Source organism: Saccharothrix violaceirubra, from assembly GCF_014203755.1.
Taxonomy (GTDB): Bacteria; Actinomycetota; Actinomycetes; order Mycobacteriales; family Pseudonocardiaceae; genus Actinosynnema; species Actinosynnema violaceirubrum.
In genome coordinates this window covers 3071450-3091540 of the sequence record NZ_JACHJS010000001.1, presented here as the reverse complement: position 1 = coordinate 3091540, position 20091 = coordinate 3071450, and the positions used below count along the sequence as shown (strand labels likewise).

Here is a 20091-nt window from a genome sequence, read left to right as displayed (position 1 = left end):
CCGTAACCCAATTGTCCGGTTCGGGACTGCGTCGTACCCGCTCGGGGACGAGGCAGAGCGATTTTCGACGTTCACGGCGGGGTGCCGGCACATCACCCGCTGATCGTCAGCGTGGCCCGGCCCACGGCGGGCACCACACCGCCTTTCGGGTGAACATGACTGTGGTCGCCCCAACATCCCACGTTCCCGGCAACGCGGTTGCAATGTTGCTTGTTTAGTGCTAAATTGACCACATTGGACAGCGTGGATGCAGTAATTCGAGGGGACTGCGGTCTGCCCACGTCTCGCGGGGAGAATTCGATTGCTGATCAATAGCCTGGATCGCCTGCACACGTTGCAACTGGCCCGCGCCGAGATCCGCGCCGGCCACAGGGCGACCAGTTCGCACAGCTTCTACCAGCAGAAACTCCAATCCGTCTGGGCACGCGCCCGGAACACCGACGCATACCGCCGGTTAGGTGAATTCTCGCCCGAGAATTTCGCCCGGCTACCGGCCACCGGCAAGGACCGACTCAAGTCCGACCCCGGCGCATTCCTCGCCGCGGCCATCGGTGAAGCGGTGAAGTACTACGAGACCACCGGCACGACCGGAAGTCCGACACCCACACCCCGACTGGCCGAGGACATCATTTGGAACACCACGTCCGTGGCCGAAGCCTGGCGTGGTCTGTTCACCCCGGATGAACGTGTACTGGTCATGATGCCATCGGACATCGTGCCGGTCGCGGATCTCATCGTGGGAGTCGTCGAATACCTCGGGTTCCCGCACACGCGGGCCTATCCGTTCGCCACCGGCATCTCGGACTGGGACCGGGTGATCGGCCTCTGGCGAACCCTGCGGCCGACCACGGTCTTCGTCGCACCGGGCGTCGCGCTGCAATTCAGCAGATTGCTCAAACAGCGCGGCCTCCTCGACGAACTCGGCGCTTCGGTGGACCGGCTGATGCTGCTCGGCGAGGTGAGCACGGCGCCGTTCCGCCGCCGCCTCGGCCACTGGTGGGGCGCCCGGGCGTTCGACGCGAGCTACGGCAGCACGGAGACCGGCACGCTGGCCGCGAGTTGCGCCCGTGACCGGCTGCACCTGCTCACCACGACCAACTACTTCGAACTCGCGACCGACGACGGCGTGGTGCCGCTCCCCGCGTCGGGCTCCGGCCGCCTCGTCGTCACGCCGCTCAACCTGCACGCCAGGGTGCTGCTGCGACTGGACACCGGCGACGAGGTCGAGGTGGGCGGCGAGTGCGGGTGCGGCGACGGGTCCCCGGTGATCCGGGTCTCGGGCCGCAGCTCGGACGCGCTGCGGGTGCGCGGTGCCACGTTGACCGTCCGCGGCGTCGAGGAGGTCGTCTACGGCGCCACCGAGGCGACCGGGTACCTGATGGAGACCGACACCACCGGCGACTTCGCCCGGCTGATCCTGGAACGCGACGTGCGGTGGGACCGGTCCGGCGAGCGGGGCATGGCCGGACAGCTCCAGGACGCCTCCCGTGACCTGCTCGGGCTGCAATGGGACGAGGTGCTCTTCGTCAACCAGCTCCCGGCCACCACCAAGAGCGGTGCGTCGCAGAAGAGCTGGAAGCGGTCCAACTTCCGGGTGGTGGAGTCGGTCCGATGACCGCCGTCGACACCACCCCGCGCGCACCCGGCGGGCTCGCCGTCTCCGGCGGCGAAGCCGACCTGTGGTGCACCTACGCCGCGACCCGGACCCTGGCGTGGCTGGGCCGCGTCGGCGACGCCCCGGGCGTCGCCGAGACCGCGGCCTTCCTCGCCGGCAAGCAGAACGCGGACGGCGGCTACGCCTGGAGCAAGGGCATGGCCTCCGACGCGTGGGCCACCTTCTACTGCGCGCAGGCATTGGCCGACCTCGGCGCCGACGTGCCGCGCCTGGAACGCACCGCCAGGTGGTTGCGCGGCACGTGGACCGGCGACGCGTACGCGATGATGCCCGGCCAGGCCGCCGACGTCTGGGCGACGCACTTCTCCGTGCGCACCGTGGTCGAGCTGTGCCGCGCCGACGTGCCGGACCGGCGACGCCTCCTGGACTGGCTGCGCCTCCTCCAGACACCCGACGGCGGGCTGGGCTGGTCGCCCGAGCACGCCCGGTACGGCCGGTCCGACGTCCGCGCCTGCTTCTACGGCGTGATGGCCTGGCGCGCGTTGCGGACCGCCGAACCGGATCTGGCTCCCCCATGGGACGTCCCGGCCCTCCTCTGGTGGCTCCGGGACCAGCAGGGCCCCGACGGCGGCTTCCGCTTCGGCGCCGACGCGCGGACACCGTGCATGTGGGCGACCTACCGGGCGACCGCCGCGCTCGACGCGTTGGGCGCCGGTCCGCGCGACCGCGCCGGCTGCCTGCGGTGGATCGAGGATCGCCGCACGGCCGACGGCGCCTTCGTCCGGTGGGCCGGGTACGACGTGGCCGACGTGTGGGCCTCGTTCTGCGCGGTCGGTTCGCTGCGGGCGCTGGGCGCCGACACCGGTGTCCACGCCGATCCGGTCGTCGCCCGGGTACGGGAACTGGCCTGCCCCGACGGCGGCTTCACCTACCGCGAACCCGAACACGCCGGTGACGCGTTGAGCACCGCCGCCGCTGTGCTGGGCGCGGAGCCCGACGACCCGCGCCGTGCTCCCTGGCGGCAGTGGCTCGCGGGCTGCCGACTGCCCAACGAGGGCGGCGTGATGTACATGCCCGCCCGGGGCAGCGAGGTGCGGTGCACGCTCTGGGCGCTGGCCGCCGGTGCGTGCGCGGACGATCCCGCGGCACGCGGGGAGATCGCGGACTGGCTCCGGACGCTCCAGAACACCGACGGCGGCTTCGGGTACTGGGAGGGTCGCGCCTCAGACCTGGTGTCCACCTCGGCCGCGGTGGAAATCCTCCGCCTGCTGGACATCCCGGTGGCGCGGGCGCTGGACACCCGACGCCTGGTCGGTTTCGTCGAGGCCTGTCGGAGCACAGTGGACAGTGCCGGTTTCGGGCACGTGCCGGGATCGACACCCACGCTGCGGGCGGGTTTGCAGGCGCAGCGGGTGCTGGACGGCCTCGGCCGGGGCGTGCGACGGGACGTGGTCACGCTGCTCGACCGGCACCGCGTCGCCGGCGGCGGGTTCGCCAACGAGGGCGCCCGCATGCCGGACCTGCTCAGCGGTTACGAGGCGGTGGCGACCGCCGACCGCTTCGACGTCGAGGTCGACACCGGACACCTGGCCACGTTCCTGGACCGCGTCCGCACCCCGACGGGAACCGCGTGGACCCCGCTCGCGCCAGTCGGCGGCGGACCGCTGGCCGACTGCCTCGCCCGGCTCCTGCGGCGACGCGCGGCGGGCGGGCCGACGGACCTGCCGGCGCTGACGCTGTCCTGACCTTCGAGGGGACGGGCGCATGCCCACGATCACGATCACCACGACGAAGCTGAGCACCGCCCGACGTCGGGCGGTCGCCGTCCGGCTCACGCGCTGGCTTTCCACGCACGGCAGCGAACGCGGGCACGTCGTCGTGCGCTTCGAGTCGACCGAGGAGGGCACCGTCTACATCGGCGGGATGCCGGTCGAAGCCCTGCCTTACGACGACGGCCTGCGCCACGCGGCCGTCACCTGCTGCGTGGCACCCGACCGCGACGAGGCGTACCGCGCGGCACTGGCAGCCGAGATCGGCGACGCGCTCGGACTGACCGCCGGTACGCCGTTCCTGTACGTCGAGTTCCGACCGACACCGCTGGACCAAGTGCACTACGGCGCGGCCGGGAAGCTGCGTCGCGCCGATGCCACCTGACACCAGGGAAGAGGATCTGATGACGGTTTCGAAGGTTTCCACCGACGACGTCCTGGCCCGGATCAGGACCCTGCTCGGCGGGCGGTTCGGGCCCGAGTTCGACGCGGTGGCGGACGACGCCGTGCTGTCCGACGCGCTCGGCGACCGGTACGACAGCCTGGGCGCCCTGGAGTGCATCACGGCCGTGGAGCAGGAATTCGGCATCGAGATCGACTTCGTCGCCCACGACGTGCGGCACGCCTTCTCCCGCGTCGACAACATGGCCGGTTTCGTCCGGGACCGGTTGGAGGACCTCGAGGTCTTCGGGACGGCGCGATGACCCGCCTCGTGCCGGTCGACGACAGGTCGTCCGGAGCGGCCGTGCCGCACCATGCCGAGTTCCCGTTCAGCACCTCGGGCCACACCGGCACCCCGGCGGTGTGGCTGCGCACCGAGGAGCAGCTCCACGCCGAGACCGCCCTGATCGCCGACGCGGTGATCGGGGACGTCGACCAGGTCGTCAGCTTCGCGCCGCGCGAGCACCTGTTCGGCCGGCTGTTCGCCGAGATCCTGCCCGCACGACTGGACATCCCCGTGGTGCACGTCGGCCACGACCCGGTCGGGCTGCCCCCGGAGGTGGCGGGCCGGCGCACGCTGTTCGTCTGCCTGCCGTCGAGTTGGCTGGTGCTGCGGCACATGCTCCGCCAGGTCGCGGAACTGCCCGCGGTGGTGGCGTTGCACGGCACCGGTCCGACCGTGCCGGCCACCGCGCAGGTGGTGGACGCGCTCGCGGACACCGGCTTCCGCGCGGTGGAGCTGTTCGGGTCGACCGAGACCGGCGGGATCGCCCAGCGCCGGATCGTCGGCCGGGGCACCCGACCGGCACCGTGGACGTTGCTGCCCGACGTGGAGTTCGTCGACGCCACCGACGAAGCCGACCAGTGGCTGCACATCCGCGGCCCCCGGCTGGCCCGCCGCGCCGACATGGCCGCACGGCCGACCTCCTGGCGGCTGCCGGACCTGGTGCGCCGCGTCGGTCCGCGGTCGTTCGAGTTCGACGGCCGGGCCTCCGCACTGATCAAGGTGAACGGTCGGCGCTGCAACCTGGAGGAGCTGTCCACGACGCTGCGGACGCTCGTCCCGGGGCTGGACGTGGCGTGCCTGCCGGTGCGGGATCCGGTGCGGGCCGAGCACTACGAGCTGTTCTACAGCGCCACCGGGCCGGATCCGGATCCGCGGCAGGTCCTCGACCGGCTGGGCGCCGCCGTGGCCGACTTCACCCCGCCGCGCGCGGTGCACCGGGTGCCGCTGATCCCGCGGACGGCGACCGGGAAGATCGCGGTGGCCGCGCTGTACGCCCAGGCGGTGACGCCGACCGGGCACGACCGGAGGGCGGAGGTCCCCGCCCGATGACCGCGACCCGGATCCCCGACCCGACTCCCCCGGCCACCGCGCGATCGATCCCGCGCCCGGCCGAGGCCATGATCCGCTACGCCCGCCACGCGGACGTCGCCTATCCCGACCACCGGCCCGAACCACCACCGCTGCTGGAAGTCCCACTGGCCGAACGCCTGCGGCGGGTCGACGCGGGCGAGTGGGACGACGACGAGTGGACCGCGCAGACCGAGGCGTGGACGGCCGCGGCCGACCCGCGCTACCGGGCGCTCGTCGCCCGGCGTCGGCCGGACCCGCACACCCCGACCATCCGGGTGGGGGTGAAGGACACCGTCGACGTGGCGGGTTTCCCCACGGGACTGGGGCTGCGGCACTACCGCCACCACCCGAAGGCGTCGGCACCGGCCCTGGCCCCGGTCGAGCGGGCGGGCGACCTGGTGATCGCGAAGGTGGTCAGCACCGAGCTGAACATCGGCATCGGGTCGGGCTGCCTCAACCCGTACTTCCCGCACATCGACCCGGCCGGTTCCAGCACCGGCTCCGGGGTGGCGGTGGCCGCGAACCTCTGCGACCTGTCGATGGGCACCGACGTGCTCGGCTCGGTGCGCTGGCCGGCGGGCCAGTGCGGCACGGTCGGCCTGCGCATGACGCACGACTCCCGGTCGCTGGGCGGCATCTTCCCGCTGTCGCCGGCCATGGACGCGGTCGGCTGGGTCGCGCGGACCGCCGACGACCTCGCGCTGCTCTGGCGGCGGCTGGGTCTGGGCGCCCTCGTCGAGCCGACCGGTGCCGGGATCGGCGAGCGGTACCGGATCGGCGTGGTCGACAACGTCCGCGACGGCTCGTGCGACCCGGAGATGCTGGGCGCGGTGGACCAGGTCTGCGACTGGCTGTCCGACGACGGGCACCTCGTGGACCCGGTGCGGCTCGACGACCTGTGGCGGTCGCGCGGCGACGCCTGGCAGTTGTGCGCCCGTCAGGCGTGGGACGGCTACCGGCACTGCCGCCAGTGGATCACCGTCCCGCTGCACGAGAGCACCGAACGGGCGCTGCGGATCGGCGCGCGGGTGGACGACCGGCACTGCGCCGCGATCCTGGCCGACCTGGAGGAGACCCGCCGGGAGGTGCCGGCCCGGTTCGGCGACCACTGCCACGCCTGGGTGCTGCCGCTGGATCCCTCGACGCCGCCCGACCTGCGGGTCCGCGGCCCGATGGCCAGCACGATCCCCGCGCCGGGCGACCCCGACTACGACCGGGCCATCGGGTACACCCCGATCGCCAGCTTCGCCGGACTGCCCGCCATCGCGGTGCCGGTGCGGCTGAGCACGGTCAACGGCGCGCCGCTCGGCGTGCAGCTCGTCGGCCCGCCGGGCGGCGAGGAACGGCTGATCGACCTGGCCCGCCGGGTCCAGCGCCACAGCGGGGATCTGGGCCTGCGGCCGCGCTGACCCGAACCGCAAGACCTCGACCAACGACCGAACACGAGGGGGAAATCGTGGGCGTTCTCCGGGAATCGCTTGCCGTCGAAGCCGCACAGCAGCCCCAATGGTCCACCAGGGAACGACTCGACGCCGTCGTCGACGAGTTACGCCGCCGCCCGCCGTTGGTCGACGCCGAGTCGTGCCACGCGCTCGCGGCGGAACTGGAGTTCGTGGCCCGGGGCGAGTCGTTCGTCGTGCAGGTCGGCGAGTGCGCCGAGCTGTTCGCCGACTCGTCGCGGGCCCGCATCCAGGCCAAGGCCGCGCAGGTGCACGGACTCTGCGAGATCGTCGAGGCGGTCGGGCTGCCCACCGTCCGGATCGGACGGTTCGCGGGCCAGTACGGCAAGCCCCGCTCCAGCGACACCGAGACCCTGCCGGACGGCACCGCGCTGCCGGTCTACCGCGGCGACGCGGTGAACGACCTCGCACCGACGGCGTCGGCCCGGCGTGCCGACCCGCTGCGGCTGCTGGCCGCGTACGACCACGCCGCGAGCGGGCTGAACGCGTTGTTCATGCGGCAACTCCTGTTGCCGGGCAACAGCGGGCTCAGCGCGATGCTGGCACCGACCTACATCAGCCACGAAGCGCTGCTGCTCGATTTCGAACGTGCCCTCGTACGGCCCGACCCGGTCCGGGGCGGCGAGTACGCGTCCTCGGCGCACATGGTGTGGATCGGCGAGCGGACCCGTCAGCTCGACCACGCGCACCTGGCGTTCGCGGCGGCGATCGGCAACCCGGTCGGCGTCAAGATCGGCCCCACCGCGCGGCCCGAGGACGTGGTCGCGATCGTGGACCGGCTCGCGGCGGGCCGGCGTCCCGGGCGGCTCTGCTTGATCGTGCGGATGGGCGTCGACGCGATCGCGGACCGACTCCCCCACCTGGTGACCGCGCTGGGCGAGTCGGCGCGCGACGTCGTGTGGCTGTCGGATCCCATGCACGGCAACACCGTCCGCACCAACGCCGGTCGCAAGACCCGGGTGGTGTCGGACGTGCTGCGCGAGGTCGAACGCTTCTGCGCGGTGCTGCGACGGCACGGGTGCCACCCGGGCGGCGTCCACCTGGAGGCGACGCCGGACCCGGTGTCGGAGTGCCTGGCGACGCGCGCGGACCTGGCGTCGGGCGCCGAGCCGGACCGGTTCGAGTCCGCGTGCGACCCCCGGCTCAACGGCGAGCAGGCCGAGCAGGTCGTGCGGCACGTCGCCGAACTGCTGTGCGACGGTTGACCGGGACCCGGTGATCACGGCGCTGTGATCACCTCCCGGCGATCACCACCCGGCGATCACCGTTCGGGGATCACAGCGCCGATCACAGCGCCGACCCGATGCCGTCGGCGTCGCCCACGTGGGAGATGCCGTGGTCGCCGAGCCGCTCCTGCACGTCGCGCAGCAGCAGGCGGAGCAGGTCGGCGAGCCGGTCGCGCTGGTCGGCGTCGAGCCCGGCGAGCAGCTCGAGTTCCCGGTTGAGCACCCGGTCGACGGTGCTCTCGACCAGGGCGTGGCCGTCCGGGGTCAACTGGACCCACACGCTGCGGTCGCCGGGGTCCGACCAGCGCCGCACCAGCCCGTCGCGTTCGGCCCGCGCCACCCGCTGGGAGATCGCCCCGGCGGTGACCAGGGTGAGCCGGGTCAGTTCGCGGGTCGTCAGCGAGTAGGGAGGGGAACTGCGCCGGAGCACGCTGAGCAGGTCCAGGGTGGCCGAGTCGACCCCCGAGGCGGCGAGCACCCGGCGCCGGTCCTCGCCGAACACCTTGGCCAGCCGCCACAGTCTGGTGACGACGCCGATCGACTCGGTCGGCGTGCCCGGCCGCTCCCGCTGCCAGGCCGCCGCGATCTCGTCCGCCGCGTCCCGGTCGCTCCCGCGACCCTGATCGCCGACCGACGTAGCTGTTACCTTCATCTCACACCCTTGCCACCGGTTGCCACGTTCACACTGGCCGTCTCTACGATTTAGACCTAAACTATACGTGAAGGGAACGAGGATGGCTCGAACGGTTCTGGTCACCGGTGGCGGTACGGGCATCGGTCGCGCGGTGGCCGCGCGCTTCGTCGCCGAGGGCGACCGGGTCTACATCACCGGTCGTCGCAAGGAAATCCTGCGGGACGCGGTGAGCGCGCTCGGCGGGAACGCGCACGCCCTGCCCTGCGACGGCACGGACCCCGAGGGGCTGGCCGCGGCCGTGGCCGAGTTGCCGGACACGGTCGACGTGCTGGTCAACAACGCCGGCGGCAACACCGACTTCGACCTGCCCGCCGACGAGGGGCTCGCGGCACTCGCCCGGCGGTGGCGGGCCAACCTGGAGGCCAACCTGATCAGCGCGGTGCTGACCACGCACGCGGTCGACCACCGACTGGTCGCGGGCGGCGCGGTCGTCCACATCGGATCGATCGCCGCCGACCAGGGCGCCGGGTCCTACGGTGCCGCCAAGGCCGCGCTCGCCGCGTGGAACGTGGACCTGGCCAAGCACCTGGGTCCACGCGGGATCACGACGAACGTGGTCTCCCCCGGCTACATCAGGGACACCGAGTTCTTCCGCGACAAGCTCACCGACGAGCGCGTGGACCACCTCGTCGCCTCGACGCTCACCGGGCGGGCGGGCACGCCGGACGACATCGCGGAGGCCGTGTTCTTCCTCGCGTCACCCGGTGCGCGGCACGTCACCGGGCAGGTGGTCAACGTCAACGGCGGCGCCTACCGCAGCCGATAGGGAGGGGAGCCGAACACCGATGAGCGCACCGATGGATGCCCCACCCCGGCCGACCGGCCGCACCTGGTTCGGCATCGGCGTCGTCCTGCTCGCCGCGTTCATGGGCCAGATCGACATGTTCATCGTGAACGTGGCGAGCCCGCCGATCCAGGCGGACCTGGACGCGACCTTCGGCCAGATGCAGTTCGTCATCGAGGGCTACGTGATCGCCTACGCGGCGGGCATGGTCGCCGGCGGCAAGCTCGGCGACCGGATCGGCCGCCGGAAGGTCTTCCTGTACGGCGTCGCCGCGTTCACCGTGACCTCGCTGCTGTGCGCGCTGTGCCCGACGGCGCCGCTGCTGATCGGGGCCCGCGTCCTCCAGGGCGCGGCGGCGGCCGTGCTGATGCCGCAGGTGCTGTCGATCATCCAGACCACCTTCCCGGACGCGCGGGACCGCCGGCGCGCGGTCGGCGCCTACGGGGCGGTGATCGGCCTGGGCGTCATCGTCGGCCTCATCGGTGGCGGCCTGCTGCTGCAACTGGACGTCGCGGGCCTGGAGTGGCGGACGATCTTCCTGATCAACGTGCCGATCGGCGTGGCCATCCTGGTCGCCGCGCCGACCGTGCGGGAGAGTCGCGGTCCGGCCGCGGCACCGCTGGACGTGGTGGGCACCGTGCTGACCGCGACGGCGTTGCCCGTGCTGCTGATCCCGCTGTCGCTGGGGCCCGAGCACGGGTGGCCGCCGTGGATCTGGCCGTGGTTCCCGGTCGCGGCGCTGCTGACCGCCGGGCTGTTCCGCTACGAGACGAGGCTGGCCGCGCGCGGCGGCGATCCGTTGCTGCCGCCCGGGATCCTGCGCCGGCCCGGCTTCCCGACCAGCATGGCCGCGGTGACCGTGTTCTTCAGCGGCAACGCGGGTTACTTCCTGGTGCTGACCTACCACCTCCAGTCGGGCCTCGCACTGGGACCACTGGACACCGGCCTGGTGTTCGTACCGCTCGGCGCGGGTTTCGCGCTCGCGTCGGTGGCCGGTCGCCGGCTCGCCGAACGGCACGGCGCCCGGGTGCTGATCGCGGGCGCGCTGCTGATGGCGATCAGCTTCGTGCCGATCCCGTTCATCGTGCACGCGGACGCGGGCGTCCAGTCCCTGGCCCTGGGCGCGGCGATCGGCCTGTCCGGGATCGGCCAGGGGCTGGTGGTGTCGCCGCTGATCGCCATCGTCATGGCGCAGGTGCCCGACGAGATGGCGGGCGCGGGGTCCGGCGTGCTCAACACCGTGACCCAGGCGGCGATGGCGCTCGGCGTGGCCGTCGTCGGCACGGTGTACCGGGCGGTGCTGGGCGCCAACCCCCAGCGGACCGGGGATTCGGTCCCGGCAGCCGACTTCGCCGCCGCGTTCACGATCACCTGCGTGCTGCTCTGCCTGCTGGCGCTGGCCACGGCCGTGCTGAGCGGGCTGCTCGGCCGGATGTTGCGCCGGCGCGACGTCACCCTGAAGCCCGCCGCCGTGGAGGTCCTGTGACCACCGTCCGCATCGACGGCCGCACCCTGCGGCCGGCCGACCTGCGCGCGATCGCCGAGGACGACGCGCGCTGCGAGGTCGACCCGGACGCGCTCACGCGCGTCGCCGCGAGCCGGGTCCAGCTCGAGAAGCTCGCGCAGGACGACGTGCCCGTCTACGGCGTCACCACCGGCTACGGCGAGATGGTCTACCACGCGGTGGACGCCGCGCACGAGACGGAACTGCAGACCAACCTGATCCGCAGCCACAGCACCGGGGTCGGACCGCTGTTCGACCGCGCCGAGTCCCGGGCGATCCTGGGCGCCCGGCTCAACGCGCTGGCCCGGGGCTACTCGGCGGTGCGCCCGGAACTCGTGCTGCGGCTGGCGCGCTACCTCGACGAGGGGATCACCCCGGCGATCCCGGAGATCGGATCGCTGGGCGCCAGCGGCGACCTCACGCCGTTGTCGCACCTCGCGTGCACGGTGATCGGCGAGGGGTACGTGCTGCGCGACGGCCGGCGCGTGGCCACCGCGGAAGTCCTGCGGGAGCACGGCATCGAGCCGTTACGCCTGCGGTACAAGGAAGGTCTGGCCCTGATCAACGGCACGTCGGCGATGACCGGCGTCGGCTCCCTGGTCGTGTGCCGCGCGCTGGACCAGGTGCGACAGGCGGAGATCGTCGCCGCGCTGGTGCTGGAGGCCCTGGCGGCGTCGGCCGGTCCGTTCGTCGCGCAGGGCCACGAACTGGCCAAGCCGCACGCCGGGCAGATCGACTCGGCGGTCAACATCCGTGCCCTCACCGAGGGCAGCGCGGCGTTGGTCTCCCACGCGGACCTGCGGACGGCCGCCCACCGGCAGCGCGGCGGGACCCCGGTCTACCTGCAGAAGGCGTACTCCCTGCGCGCGATCCCCCAGGTGCTGGGCGCGGTCCGGGACACCCTCGCGTACGCGGAGCGCACCCTGGCCACCGAGTTGAACTCGGCCAACGACAACCCGCTGTTCTTCGCGGACGAGGAGGTCTTCCACGGCGCCAACTTCCACGGCCAGCCGGTCGCCTTCGCCCTGGACTACACGACCATCGCGCTCACCCAGCTCGGCGTGCTGTCCGAGCGCCGGACGAACCGGCTGCTCAACCGGCACCTCAGCGACGGCCTGCCCGAGTTCCTCGTCGCCGGACAGCCCGGACTCCACAGTGGATTCGCCGGTGCCCAGTACCCGGCCACGGCGCTGGTGGCCGAGAACCGGACCATCGGCCCGGCGAGCACCCAGAGCATCCCCGCCAACGGCGACAACCAGGACGTGGTGAGCATGGGGTTGATCTCCGTGCGCAACGCCCGCCGCGTGCTGGGCAACAACAACCGCATCCTGGCCGTCGAGGCGCTCGCGGCGGCACAGGCGGTGGACCTGGCCGGCCGGCACGGGCGGCTGGGTCCGGCGGGCCGGGCGACCCACGACCTGATCCGCTCGCTGTCGCCCGCCGTCGAGCACGACCGGTCGCTGGGCGACGACGTCGAACGGGTCGCCGCGGCGCTCGACCGGGGCGAATTCCTGAGCCGGGTGTCCTACCTCACCGGACCCCTGCGCTGAAACCCTCGAAAGTCTTGTCGCACCCGTGGCAACCGTACCGATTCACGCCGTTCTGACCGTGCGTGGCGCACCCCTACCGAATGTGGAGAAGTGACGCAGAGCATTCGACCGACGCCCCCTGATGGGCTATAGGAAATATCCGACCCCGATGGGTAGCGTTCTTACCCGACCACGATCGCGAACCGCGAACCGGTTCTTCGAATTGGGGAGTCACAGTGCAGTTACCCGACCACCGCGGCCCGGTGGGCGAGATCCTCGTCGACCTCCTGCGCCGCCCGCCCGAGCCCGGTGACGAATCGATCCTGAAAGAGGTCCTGGCGACCGAGGCGGATTCCATCGCCGAAGAGGATCTCCAGCACTCCTTATTCGTGTGCTACGGCCTCCAGTACTACCTCTTCGACGAGGCCGCGCAGCACTGGGAGTGGCACGCTCCCCTCATCGGACTGCGACAACGCCTCGAAGCGCGCTTCCAGCGCGTACTCGACGAAGCCGTCGGCCCGCTCCCCGACCTGGAGGTCGAGGAACTCCCCGGTTTCCTCATGGAACTCGGCAAACCGCGCGCCGGGCGGTCGCTCTCCCGCTACATCAAGCGGGACGCCACCATACGGCAGTTCGAAGAGTTCCTCATGCACCGTTCGGTCTACAGCCTCATGGAGGCCGACCACCACAGCCTGGCCATTCCCCGGGTGCGCGGCGGCGGGAAACCCGCACTGGTCGAAATCCAGTCCGACGAATACGGCGGCGGCATTCCGGGACGCCTGCACTCCCAGCTCTTCGAGTTGACCCTGGACGAACTCGGCCTGCGCACCGAATTCGGCGCGTACTTCGCGGACGTCCCCGCGTACTCGCTGGCGACCGTGAACCTGATTTCCTATTTCGGGACCTACGGACGGCGGCGGGGCGCACTGCTCGGCAACCTCGCGATCACGGAGATCGGCTCGCACCACGTGAACCGGAACTTCCGCAACGGCCTCCAGCGCCTGAACGGCTCGGACAGCTCCTGGCTGTTCTTCCAGGAGCACATCGTCGCGGACGCCGTCCACGAACAGCTCGCCGCCCACGACATGTGCGGCAGGTTCGTGCGGGAGAACCCGAGCGAGCTGTCCGACGTCGTCTTCGGCGCGCTCGCGACGACGGAGCTGGGCGGACTGGCCAACGAGAACATCCTGTCGTCGTGGGAACGCGGCGAGTCCTCACTCCGCACCACGACGCCCGCGGCGGTGTCCTGATGGCCGACCGCGACCCGGACCGGCGGCGACCGGCGCCGGCGACGGTCGTCGTGGTCCAGGACGGGCCGATCATCATCCGCGGCGACTACGACCTGTGCGCCCAGACCGGCGAGCCGATCGACCCGCAGCGCCGGACCATCGCGCTGTGCCGGTGCGGGCGCTCGCTGCTCAAGCCGTTCTGCGACGGCAGCCACGTCTGGGCGAAGAACACCGTCGAGGGACAGCAGCCGAGTGCCTGACGGCGGTGGGGCATCCGCGACCCGGAAAACCCGCCGAGTCGGACTCGCGTCCGGTCCGCCGATCGCGGGCCGGACCAGGGGGAGGAGAAGTCGATGACCGTCGGACTGCGCGGCCCCGTACCGGGTCGAACGCCGATGTTGAACGCGGAGGTCAGGTATCGCGGCCGGACGACGAACCTCTGGCTGAAACTGGAGCAGGAGAACCCGTTCGGGTCGATCAAGGACCGGGTGGCGTTCTCCCTCATCGGGTCCATCCTCCGCGCGGGCGGTCCGCGCGCGGAGATCATCGAATCGACGTCCGGCAACCTCGGGATCGCGTTGGCGCGGTACGCCCAGATCTGCGACATCGGGTTCACCGCGGTCGTGGACCCGCGCACGTCGCACAAACTCGTGCGGCAGATGCGCAGCGCGGGCGCGAAGGTCGTGGAGGTCACGACGCCCGACGAGACCGGCGGCTACCTGTTGTCCCGGCTCGACTACATCCGCGGCCGGGCCGCCGTCGAGGACTCGCTGATCTGGCCGAACCAGTACGAGAACCCGGCCAATCCCCGGGCGCACGCGCAAGGCACCGCGCCGGAGATCTCGCACGCCGTCCCGGACGGCGGACTCGACGTCTTCCTGGGCGTGTCCACAGGCGGGACGTTCCGCGGGTTCACCGACTACGTCGAGGAGAACCGGGCGCCGTGGCGTTGCGTCGCGGTCGACGAGGTGGGGTCGGTGGCGCTCGGCGGCCGGCCGGCGGCGCGGGACCTCAACGGGATCGGCGCGAGCCGGACCTCGACGTTCGTCGCCGACCACGACGTGCCGACCGTCCGGGTGACCGCCGCGGAGGCGGTGGCCGCGTGCGACTGGATCGCGAGCGAACTGGGCGTCCGGGTCGGCGGCAGTTCCGGTGCGGTCGTCGCCGGTGCCGTGCGGTGGATCCGCGAGGGTCACGGCGCCGAGCACGTGGTCGTCGTGTGCGCCGACGGCGGCGACCGGTACGAGGACACGATCTATTCCCCGGCCTGGCGCCGGGCGAAGAACCTGGCCTGGAAAACAAGCCTGGAGTTCCCCGAGGTGCGGACGACGCGGGTGGTGGAAGGTTCACCCGTCTGATATCGGGGTCTACACTGGGGTGCCGCTTCCCGGAAAACATTTCCGACCGGGTCGCGCGCGAAGCACTATGGGGGAATTCGATTGACCACGCTCACCCTTCTCGCGTTCACGGCCGCCGCCGCGCTCATCGTCGTCGTGCCCGGCCCCGACCAGGCGCTGCTGTTGCAGACCAGTGCCGCCGCCGGCCGACCTGCGGCGATGCGCACCGCGTGCGGAATCCTGCTCGGCATCGTCCTGTGGGGCATCGCCTCGGTCCTGGGTCTGTCCGCGGTGGTGGCCGGCAGCAGCACGGCCTATCGGGTCATCACCGTCGCCGGGGCGTCCTACCTGATCTGGCTCGGGGTCAAGGCGTTGCGCTCGGCTTTGTCGACCGCGGTCGCCACGAGCGGGCCGCACGGCGGCCACCGACACCGGGGATTCTTCCGACGGGGATTGCTGACGAATCTCCTGAACCCGAAAATCGGTTTGTTCTACCTGTCGATCCTGCCCGAATTCCTGCCGAGCGCGACGGCACCGGGCCTGCGCGACCAGGTGGTGCTGTTCTCGATCTACGTGGCGGTGAGCGCCCTGTGGCTGCTGGGGTTCGCGTTCGCCGCCGGCAGCCTGCACCCGACCCTGAACCGACCGCGGGTGCGGCGGTCCCTGGACTCCGTCCTGGGACTGGTCCTGGTCGGACTCGGCGTGACCTCACTGGTGGGGGTGTGACGATGACAAGTTCCTCGCCGTCGGCCGTGGGCGTGCCCGACGCCGGGTCGGACGGACCGCCCGCCGGGGTGGACCACGTGGTCGACCAGGCCGTCGACGCCGTCGACCGGGCCCGGGCCGTGCTGCGCGCGTCCGGCGACCCCGTCCTGGCCGCCGTGGACAGCGCCCTGTCCTGCGCGGTCTCCCTGATCGCGCTCCGACAACGCGGGCCGGACAGCGACATCGACCCGTTGCAGGACGCCCTGGGCGCGGCGCGGGCCCTGGTCGGCGAGGTGACCTTCGCCGTCCGCGACAGCTACGGGCCACGCTGACCGTCAGCCCGAGGGGTAGTGCTCGACGTACACACCGGAGGTGAACTCGACGGTGTCATCCTGCCGGTGGCAGCGGTAATAGCCGTGGTAGACCCCGTGGGGTGCGGGGAACGTGCCCGCCGGGTAAGGCCTGCGGTACTCCTCGACCACGTACGGCACGAGGTCGGGTGCCCTGCGCACGAGGTACGGCTCGGGCGGCGTGAACCCGTCCCACGCCGCCGCGATCCCCGCCGCACCCGGCGCGTCCAGGTCGAGGACCTCGCCCATCCCGGTCACGGCCACGTACATCGCCCGCACCTCGACGCACCACGGCCGGTAGGCCCGCACCAACTCGTCGAGGCACTGGAACCCCAGACCGACGGAGTACGACTCGTCGTACGACTCGAACAGCTCGTCGAGGTGCGCGGAGGCGTAGCCGTCCCGCCGGACGACCGGCAGGACGGCCGCGCACCACGGTCGGACAGGTCCGGCGACGTCCACCCGATCCCCCGGCATCTCCCGAGCGGACCACAGTGGACCGCCCGACGATCACACCACACCGGCCCGCCGACCTCGGACCCGACCATCGCTGTCCACTGTGGACATACCGGTGCCGTGCCGACTCGTCCCGCATGGCCACATCAGGTGAAAATCCCACCAGGCGTGTTCCCCGGCCACTAGCGTCGGTTTCCCGACCCGCACGGAGGTGGCCGCATGGTGGCGCTACCCGGTCCCGGCTCCGCGACCTGGGAGAACCTCGGCCTGTGGCGGCAACTGCTGGTGACGCACCGGACGTTGGTGCTCCAGGCCGCCCACCCGGCCGTCGGCGCGGCGGTGAGCCGGTTCTCGGTCTACAACGCCCGGCCGTGGCGCCGGCTGTTCCGCACGTTGGAAAGCCTCCAGACCTACGTCTACGGAAGCGCTTCCGAGCAGCGGCGCGAACTGGCCCGCCTGGAACGCCTGCACCGCCGGATGCGCGGCACCGACGAGCACGGCCGGGCGTTCGACGCCGCCGACCTGGCGGCGCGGGCCTGGGTCCACCTGACCATGTTCGAGGCCGTGCTGACCATGCGGCGGCTGGGCGGCGACCCGTTGCCCGCCGACGAGACCGAGCGCTTCTACGCGGAGTGGCGGCGGCTCGGGCAGGTCTTCGGGCTGACCGAGGCCGACGTGCCCGCCACGGCGGCCGAGTTCGCCGCGCACTTCACCCGCACGGTCGCCGAAGTGCTGGAGGACAACGCGACCGTGCGCGACCTGCTCTCCGGCAGCATCCACCGCGTGCCGCCACCGCCCGGCCTGCCGATCCCCGCGCCGCTCTGGAGCCCGCTACGGCACGTCGTGGTGACCGCCGTCGTCCAGGCCACCGCCGCGACGCTGCCCGAGGCGTACCGGGAACGCCTGCGACTGACCGTGCTGCCCGGTGCGGACCTGCTGGTGGCGGGCCTGCACCAGGCCGCGCGCCTGGCGTCCGCACTGCTGCCCGAGCCGTGGCGTTACCTCCCGCGAGCCTCGACGTCGATCCGGGCCGCCGCCACACCACGCCGGCCCGACCGGACGCCGTCACCGGAGTCGTTCTTCACGACCGTGCTGGACCAGACCGGGGACGGCGTGCTGCGGTGGAGCGATCTGCTCGCCCTGGCCCGCGAACTCAGCACCCACCTCGACCTGGACGGGGACGACGAGGACGCCGTCCACACCGCGTTCGAGTCATGGTGGGACCAACTCCGCACGGCCACCGGCACGGCACGCGACGGCGCCGTCACGCTCGACGCGTACCTCACCGCTCTGGCCGACGACCGCTACCCGGGCCCGCCGGACCCCCGGACGGGCTACGGCGCGGTGGCCGGCGCGATCCGCCGGTTGATCGACCGCGACGGCGACGGCGAGGTCCGACTCGACGAGTACGCGAAGCTGCTCGACGACAGTCCGCGCCGCCACGAACTCGTCGCCGCCCTGCGCGACCTCGACCGTGACGGCGACGGCACGGTGCACGTCGACGAGTTCGAGGTGGCGCTCCAGGACTTCCTGGCCGGCCGACGCGACCTCGACGCGGCCCGCGCCCTGTTCGGCCGCAGGTGACCCGACTACCCGTCGGCCAGGTCCTCGAGCCCACGCCGGTCGAGCAGGTCGAGCCGCTGTCCGTCCGCCGCCTCGGAGCGCTTCACCAGGCCCTTGCGTTCCAGGTGCCCCAACGCCTTGCGCAGCTTTTCGGTCGCCAGCGACCCCTTGCCCTTGGCCGCGAACTCGGCCTTCTGCTCCGGTGCCAACGTCGGCGCCACGGTCCGCTTCCACGCGGTCGCCACCGCGGCGCGCGGCACGGACGTGGCGTCGCCGGCGACGTCCAGGACGATCCCGGCCAGAACGCGCCCGAAGTCGTCCTGCCGCTCCGTGTGGCGCTGGACCAACTCCTCGACCGACGTGCGCCCGGTGCCGTCGGGCGCGTCGAGCGTGGCCAACCGCTCCCACAACGACCGGTCCGCGGCGGTGGGCTCGTACCCGCCGGCGAGGACGGCGGCCCGGTGCGCGTCGACCGCGGCCCCGAGGGCGACGACCAGGTCCGTCAACTCGGCCCGGACGTCGTCGCCGCGCAGCCGACGTGCCGCCTGCCCGATCGACCGGTACTGCTCGCGCAGCAGCGTCTCGAAGTGGGCGGTCTTCGAGGCGCGGGCGGCGTCCTCGGCCGCGTCGCGCCGGTACTCCTCCTGCGTGATCTCGCCGGAGGCCGCCTGGGCCCGTGCCTTGGCGCGCTGGGCGGTGCGGTGCTTGCGCGCCACCGTGATCCGGTCGAGCATCGCCCGCATCACCCGGTCGGTCTGCTCCACGTGGGCATCGGAGGCGAGCAGCCGCCACGCCTCGGCCTCGCGACCGCGCAACGCGGCGTTGATGTAGTGGTAGGCAGCCGAATCGTCGTCGGGTCCGTAGGGCAGTGTCACGTGTCGCGTCCTCGGGTGGTGGCTGTGCGGCCCGCCGCGGAAACGCCAGGCCCGCGTACAAGGGTGCCCCAGCCGCATCGGACGCGCGGTCCCGGGGGTGGACCGCACCGGGCACCGGCGACACGCGGTGCCCGGTGGCCGCCGACTACCCCTCGACCCGGACCTTGTCGGCCTGGAGCCCCTTCTGGCCCTGGACGGCCTCGAAGCTGACCCGCTGGCCTTCCTGGAGGGACTTGAAGCCGCTCGTCTCGATCGCGCGGAAGTGCACGAACAGGTCAGGTCCCGACTCCGGGGTGACGAAGCCGTACCCCTTCTCGTCGTTGAACCACTTCACGGTGCCGTTCTGGCGCTCGGCCATGTTGTCCCCTGGGGTGTCTCGATCCGCGGCCGAAAGGCCCTGGGGGATTCTGGTGCGTGGGCGACCGGACCACCGACGTGCCGACCCGATGTTCACCCGAAGAGGTAACCCGGCGCATCACCGCACACAGACAGCGCTCGCTTTGATCGTGGCGAACACGAGCAGGGTGTGCGGGTGCTCTTCGAGCCTGAGCAGCTCGTGCTGCCAGCCGACGCAGTCGCCGCCTTCGGCGAGAACGGCTCGGTGCGCGCTCTCGGCGGCGAGTTCGACCGCCGCGGTGAAACCCCGCGCGGTGCCGCTGCCGATGGCCGACCTGTGCACCGTGTAGTCGGCGGCGGAGGCGGACGACACCGGGACGAGTACGGCCGCCGCGACGAGGGCGGAAATCAGGAGTGGTCTCATGACCGCGATCCTGGCAGTCCGGTCACCCCGGCCGAAACGACCGTTCCGGCCAACGAAATGCGCGATCCAGGGCCCTTTTCGGCGGCCTCCGCGATCCGCCGTTCCCGCCGCCGCCCCGAGAATTCCCCGGAGCGGCGAATGAACTCCGGAGCGGTGGGCGGCCACCCCGGACAGGCCGCACCGCCGATGCCGGCCCCGCACCGGGCGCACCGCGGACCGGACCGACCACCTGACCGCGGTCGGGAACCTCCAGCGGGAACCGCGGTCCTAAGTGGTCCGAACGACCGGACTCCTTGTGCGCACAAGGAAGAATTCGCGCCCTCGTCGACTCGTACCGGCGTTATCACTCGGACGGCCCGATGCCTCCCCCTCCGACGCGGTGGGACGATGTGCGCGAATGGCGAGGTGCTCGTGTCGACGGGGAGTGGCGACACCGA

General features: G+C 72.1%; 21 protein-coding genes. 16 read left to right on the top strand and 5 right to left on the bottom strand.

What is annotated here, in order from left to right; all coding sequences use genetic code 11:
- Positions 1-301: 301 nt before the first annotated feature.
- The 7 genes from F4559_RS14670 to F4559_RS14640 are packed head-to-tail and all read left to right on the top strand — an operon-like array spanning position 302 to position 7847.
- A complete protein-coding gene (locus tag F4559_RS14670) occupies positions 302-1615 on the top strand; it encodes a phenylacetate--CoA ligase family protein (protein WP_184669196.1) in 1314 nt (437 codons plus the stop codon).
- Complete coding sequence (locus tag F4559_RS14665) at positions 1612-3360, top strand: prenyltransferase/squalene oxidase repeat-containing protein (protein ID WP_184669195.1); 1749 nt, start codon at positions 1612-1614, stop codon at positions 3358-3360. Before F4559_RS14670 ends, F4559_RS14665 begins: the two co-directional genes overlap by 4 nt.
- 19 nt (positions 3361-3379) lie before the next feature.
- Entirely contained in the window at positions 3380-3769 is a 390-nt protein-coding gene (locus tag F4559_RS14660; RefSeq protein ID WP_184669194.1) for a hypothetical protein, read from the top strand.
- A 19-nt stretch (positions 3770-3788) separates the two neighbouring features.
- Positions 3789-4088, top strand: coding sequence for an acyl carrier protein (locus tag F4559_RS14655; RefSeq protein ID WP_184669192.1), 300 nt, complete (start codon positions 3789-3791; stop codon positions 4086-4088).
- The gene (locus tag F4559_RS14650; protein WP_184669191.1) at positions 4085-5161 is read left to right on the top strand and encodes a class I adenylate-forming enzyme family protein; all 1077 of its coding nucleotides are present in this window, start codon (positions 4085-4087) and stop codon (positions 5159-5161) included. The genes F4559_RS14655 and F4559_RS14650 overlap by 4 nt, the downstream gene beginning before the upstream one ends.
- Complete coding sequence (locus F4559_RS14645; protein ID WP_184669190.1) at positions 5158-6591, top strand: amidase; 1434 nt, start codon at positions 5158-5160, stop codon at positions 6589-6591. Before F4559_RS14650 ends, F4559_RS14645 begins: the two co-directional genes overlap by 4 nt.
- Positions 6592-6638: 47 nt before the next feature.
- The gene (locus F4559_RS14640; RefSeq protein WP_184669189.1) at positions 6639-7847 is read left to right on the top strand and encodes a 3-deoxy-7-phosphoheptulonate synthase; all 1209 of its coding nucleotides are present in this window, start codon (positions 6639-6641) and stop codon (positions 7845-7847) included.
- Between the two features lie 82 nt (positions 7848-7929).
- Here F4559_RS14640 and F4559_RS14635 read toward each other — a convergent pair whose 3' ends face one another.
- The gene (locus tag F4559_RS14635; RefSeq protein WP_184669188.1) at positions 7930-8520 is read right to left on the bottom strand and encodes a MarR family winged helix-turn-helix transcriptional regulator; all 591 of its coding nucleotides are present in this window, start codon (positions 8518-8520) and stop codon (positions 7930-7932) included.
- 82 nt (positions 8521-8602) lie between these two features.
- Between F4559_RS14635 and F4559_RS14630 the strand changes: the two genes are divergently transcribed.
- From F4559_RS14630 to F4559_RS14595, 8 genes are all read left to right on the top strand, one after another.
- A complete protein-coding gene (locus tag F4559_RS14630; protein WP_184669187.1) occupies positions 8603-9328 on the top strand; it encodes an SDR family NAD(P)-dependent oxidoreductase in 726 nt (241 codons plus the stop codon).
- 19 nt (positions 9329-9347) lie between these two features.
- Complete coding sequence (locus F4559_RS14625) at positions 9348-10832, top strand: MFS transporter (RefSeq protein ID WP_246445205.1); 1485 nt, start codon at positions 9348-9350, stop codon at positions 10830-10832.
- Positions 10829-12400, top strand: a complete 1572-nt coding sequence (gene cmdF / locus F4559_RS14620; RefSeq protein WP_184669186.1) for a tyrosine 2,3-aminomutase — start codon at positions 10829-10831, stop codon at positions 12398-12400. The genes F4559_RS14625 and cmdF overlap by 4 nt, the downstream gene beginning before the upstream one ends.
- 215 nt (positions 12401-12615) lie before the next feature.
- Positions 12616-13629 (top strand): iron-containing redox enzyme family protein, encoded by a 1014-nt coding sequence (locus F4559_RS36345; RefSeq protein ID WP_184669185.1) that lies wholly within the window; start codon positions 12616-12618, stop codon positions 13627-13629.
- Positions 13629-13868: a CDGSH iron-sulfur domain-containing protein gene (locus F4559_RS14610; RefSeq protein ID WP_184669184.1), complete on the top strand. Its 240-nt coding sequence runs from the start codon at positions 13629-13631 to the stop codon at positions 13866-13868. Before F4559_RS36345 ends, F4559_RS14610 begins: the two co-directional genes overlap by 1 nt.
- A 93-nt stretch (positions 13869-13961) precedes the next feature.
- On the top strand, positions 13962-14966 hold the full coding sequence (locus tag F4559_RS14605) for a pyridoxal-phosphate dependent enzyme (RefSeq protein ID WP_184669182.1): 1005 nt from the start codon (positions 13962-13964) through the stop codon (positions 14964-14966).
- A gap of 81 nt (positions 14967-15047) precedes the next feature.
- Positions 15048-15671, top strand: a complete 624-nt coding sequence (locus F4559_RS14600; RefSeq protein WP_221447235.1) for a LysE family translocator — start codon at positions 15048-15050, stop codon at positions 15669-15671.
- Positions 15672-15673: 2 nt separating this feature from the next.
- Positions 15674-15982, top strand: a complete 309-nt coding sequence (locus F4559_RS14595) for a hypothetical protein (RefSeq protein ID WP_184669180.1) — start codon at positions 15674-15676, stop codon at positions 15980-15982.
- A 3-nt stretch (positions 15983-15985) separates the two neighbouring features.
- On the opposite strand, the gene F4559_RS14590 is transcribed toward F4559_RS14595, so the two are convergent.
- The gene (locus tag F4559_RS14590; RefSeq protein WP_184669178.1) at positions 15986-16477 is read right to left on the bottom strand and encodes a hypothetical protein; all 492 of its coding nucleotides are present in this window, start codon (positions 16475-16477) and stop codon (positions 15986-15988) included.
- A gap of 198 nt (positions 16478-16675) precedes the next feature.
- Here F4559_RS14590 and F4559_RS14585 point away from each other — a divergent pair, with 198 nt between their 5' ends.
- Positions 16676-18040 carry an oxygenase MpaB family protein gene (locus F4559_RS14585; protein WP_184669177.1) on the top strand — a complete coding sequence of 455 codons (1365 nt, stop codon included), beginning with the start codon at positions 16676-16678 and terminating at the stop codon, positions 18038-18040.
- A gap of 5 nt (positions 18041-18045) precedes the next feature.
- Here F4559_RS14585 and F4559_RS14580 read toward each other — a convergent pair whose 3' ends face one another.
- The 3 genes from F4559_RS14580 to F4559_RS14570 all read right to left on the bottom strand — a co-directional run bounded on the left by F4559_RS14580 (position 18046) and on the right by F4559_RS14570 (position 19654).
- Complete coding sequence (locus tag F4559_RS14580) at positions 18046-18894, bottom strand: hypothetical protein (protein ID WP_184669175.1); 849 nt, start codon at positions 18892-18894, stop codon at positions 18046-18048.
- Between the two features lie 145 nt (positions 18895-19039).
- Positions 19040-19252 carry a cold-shock protein gene (locus F4559_RS14575; RefSeq protein WP_184669173.1) on the bottom strand — a complete coding sequence of 71 codons (213 nt, stop codon included), beginning with the start codon at positions 19250-19252 and terminating at the stop codon, positions 19040-19042.
- 117 nt (positions 19253-19369) lie between these two features.
- Entirely contained in the window at positions 19370-19654 is a 285-nt protein-coding gene (locus F4559_RS14570; RefSeq protein WP_184669171.1) for a hypothetical protein, read from the bottom strand.
- Positions 19655-20091 lie beyond the last annotated feature (437 nt).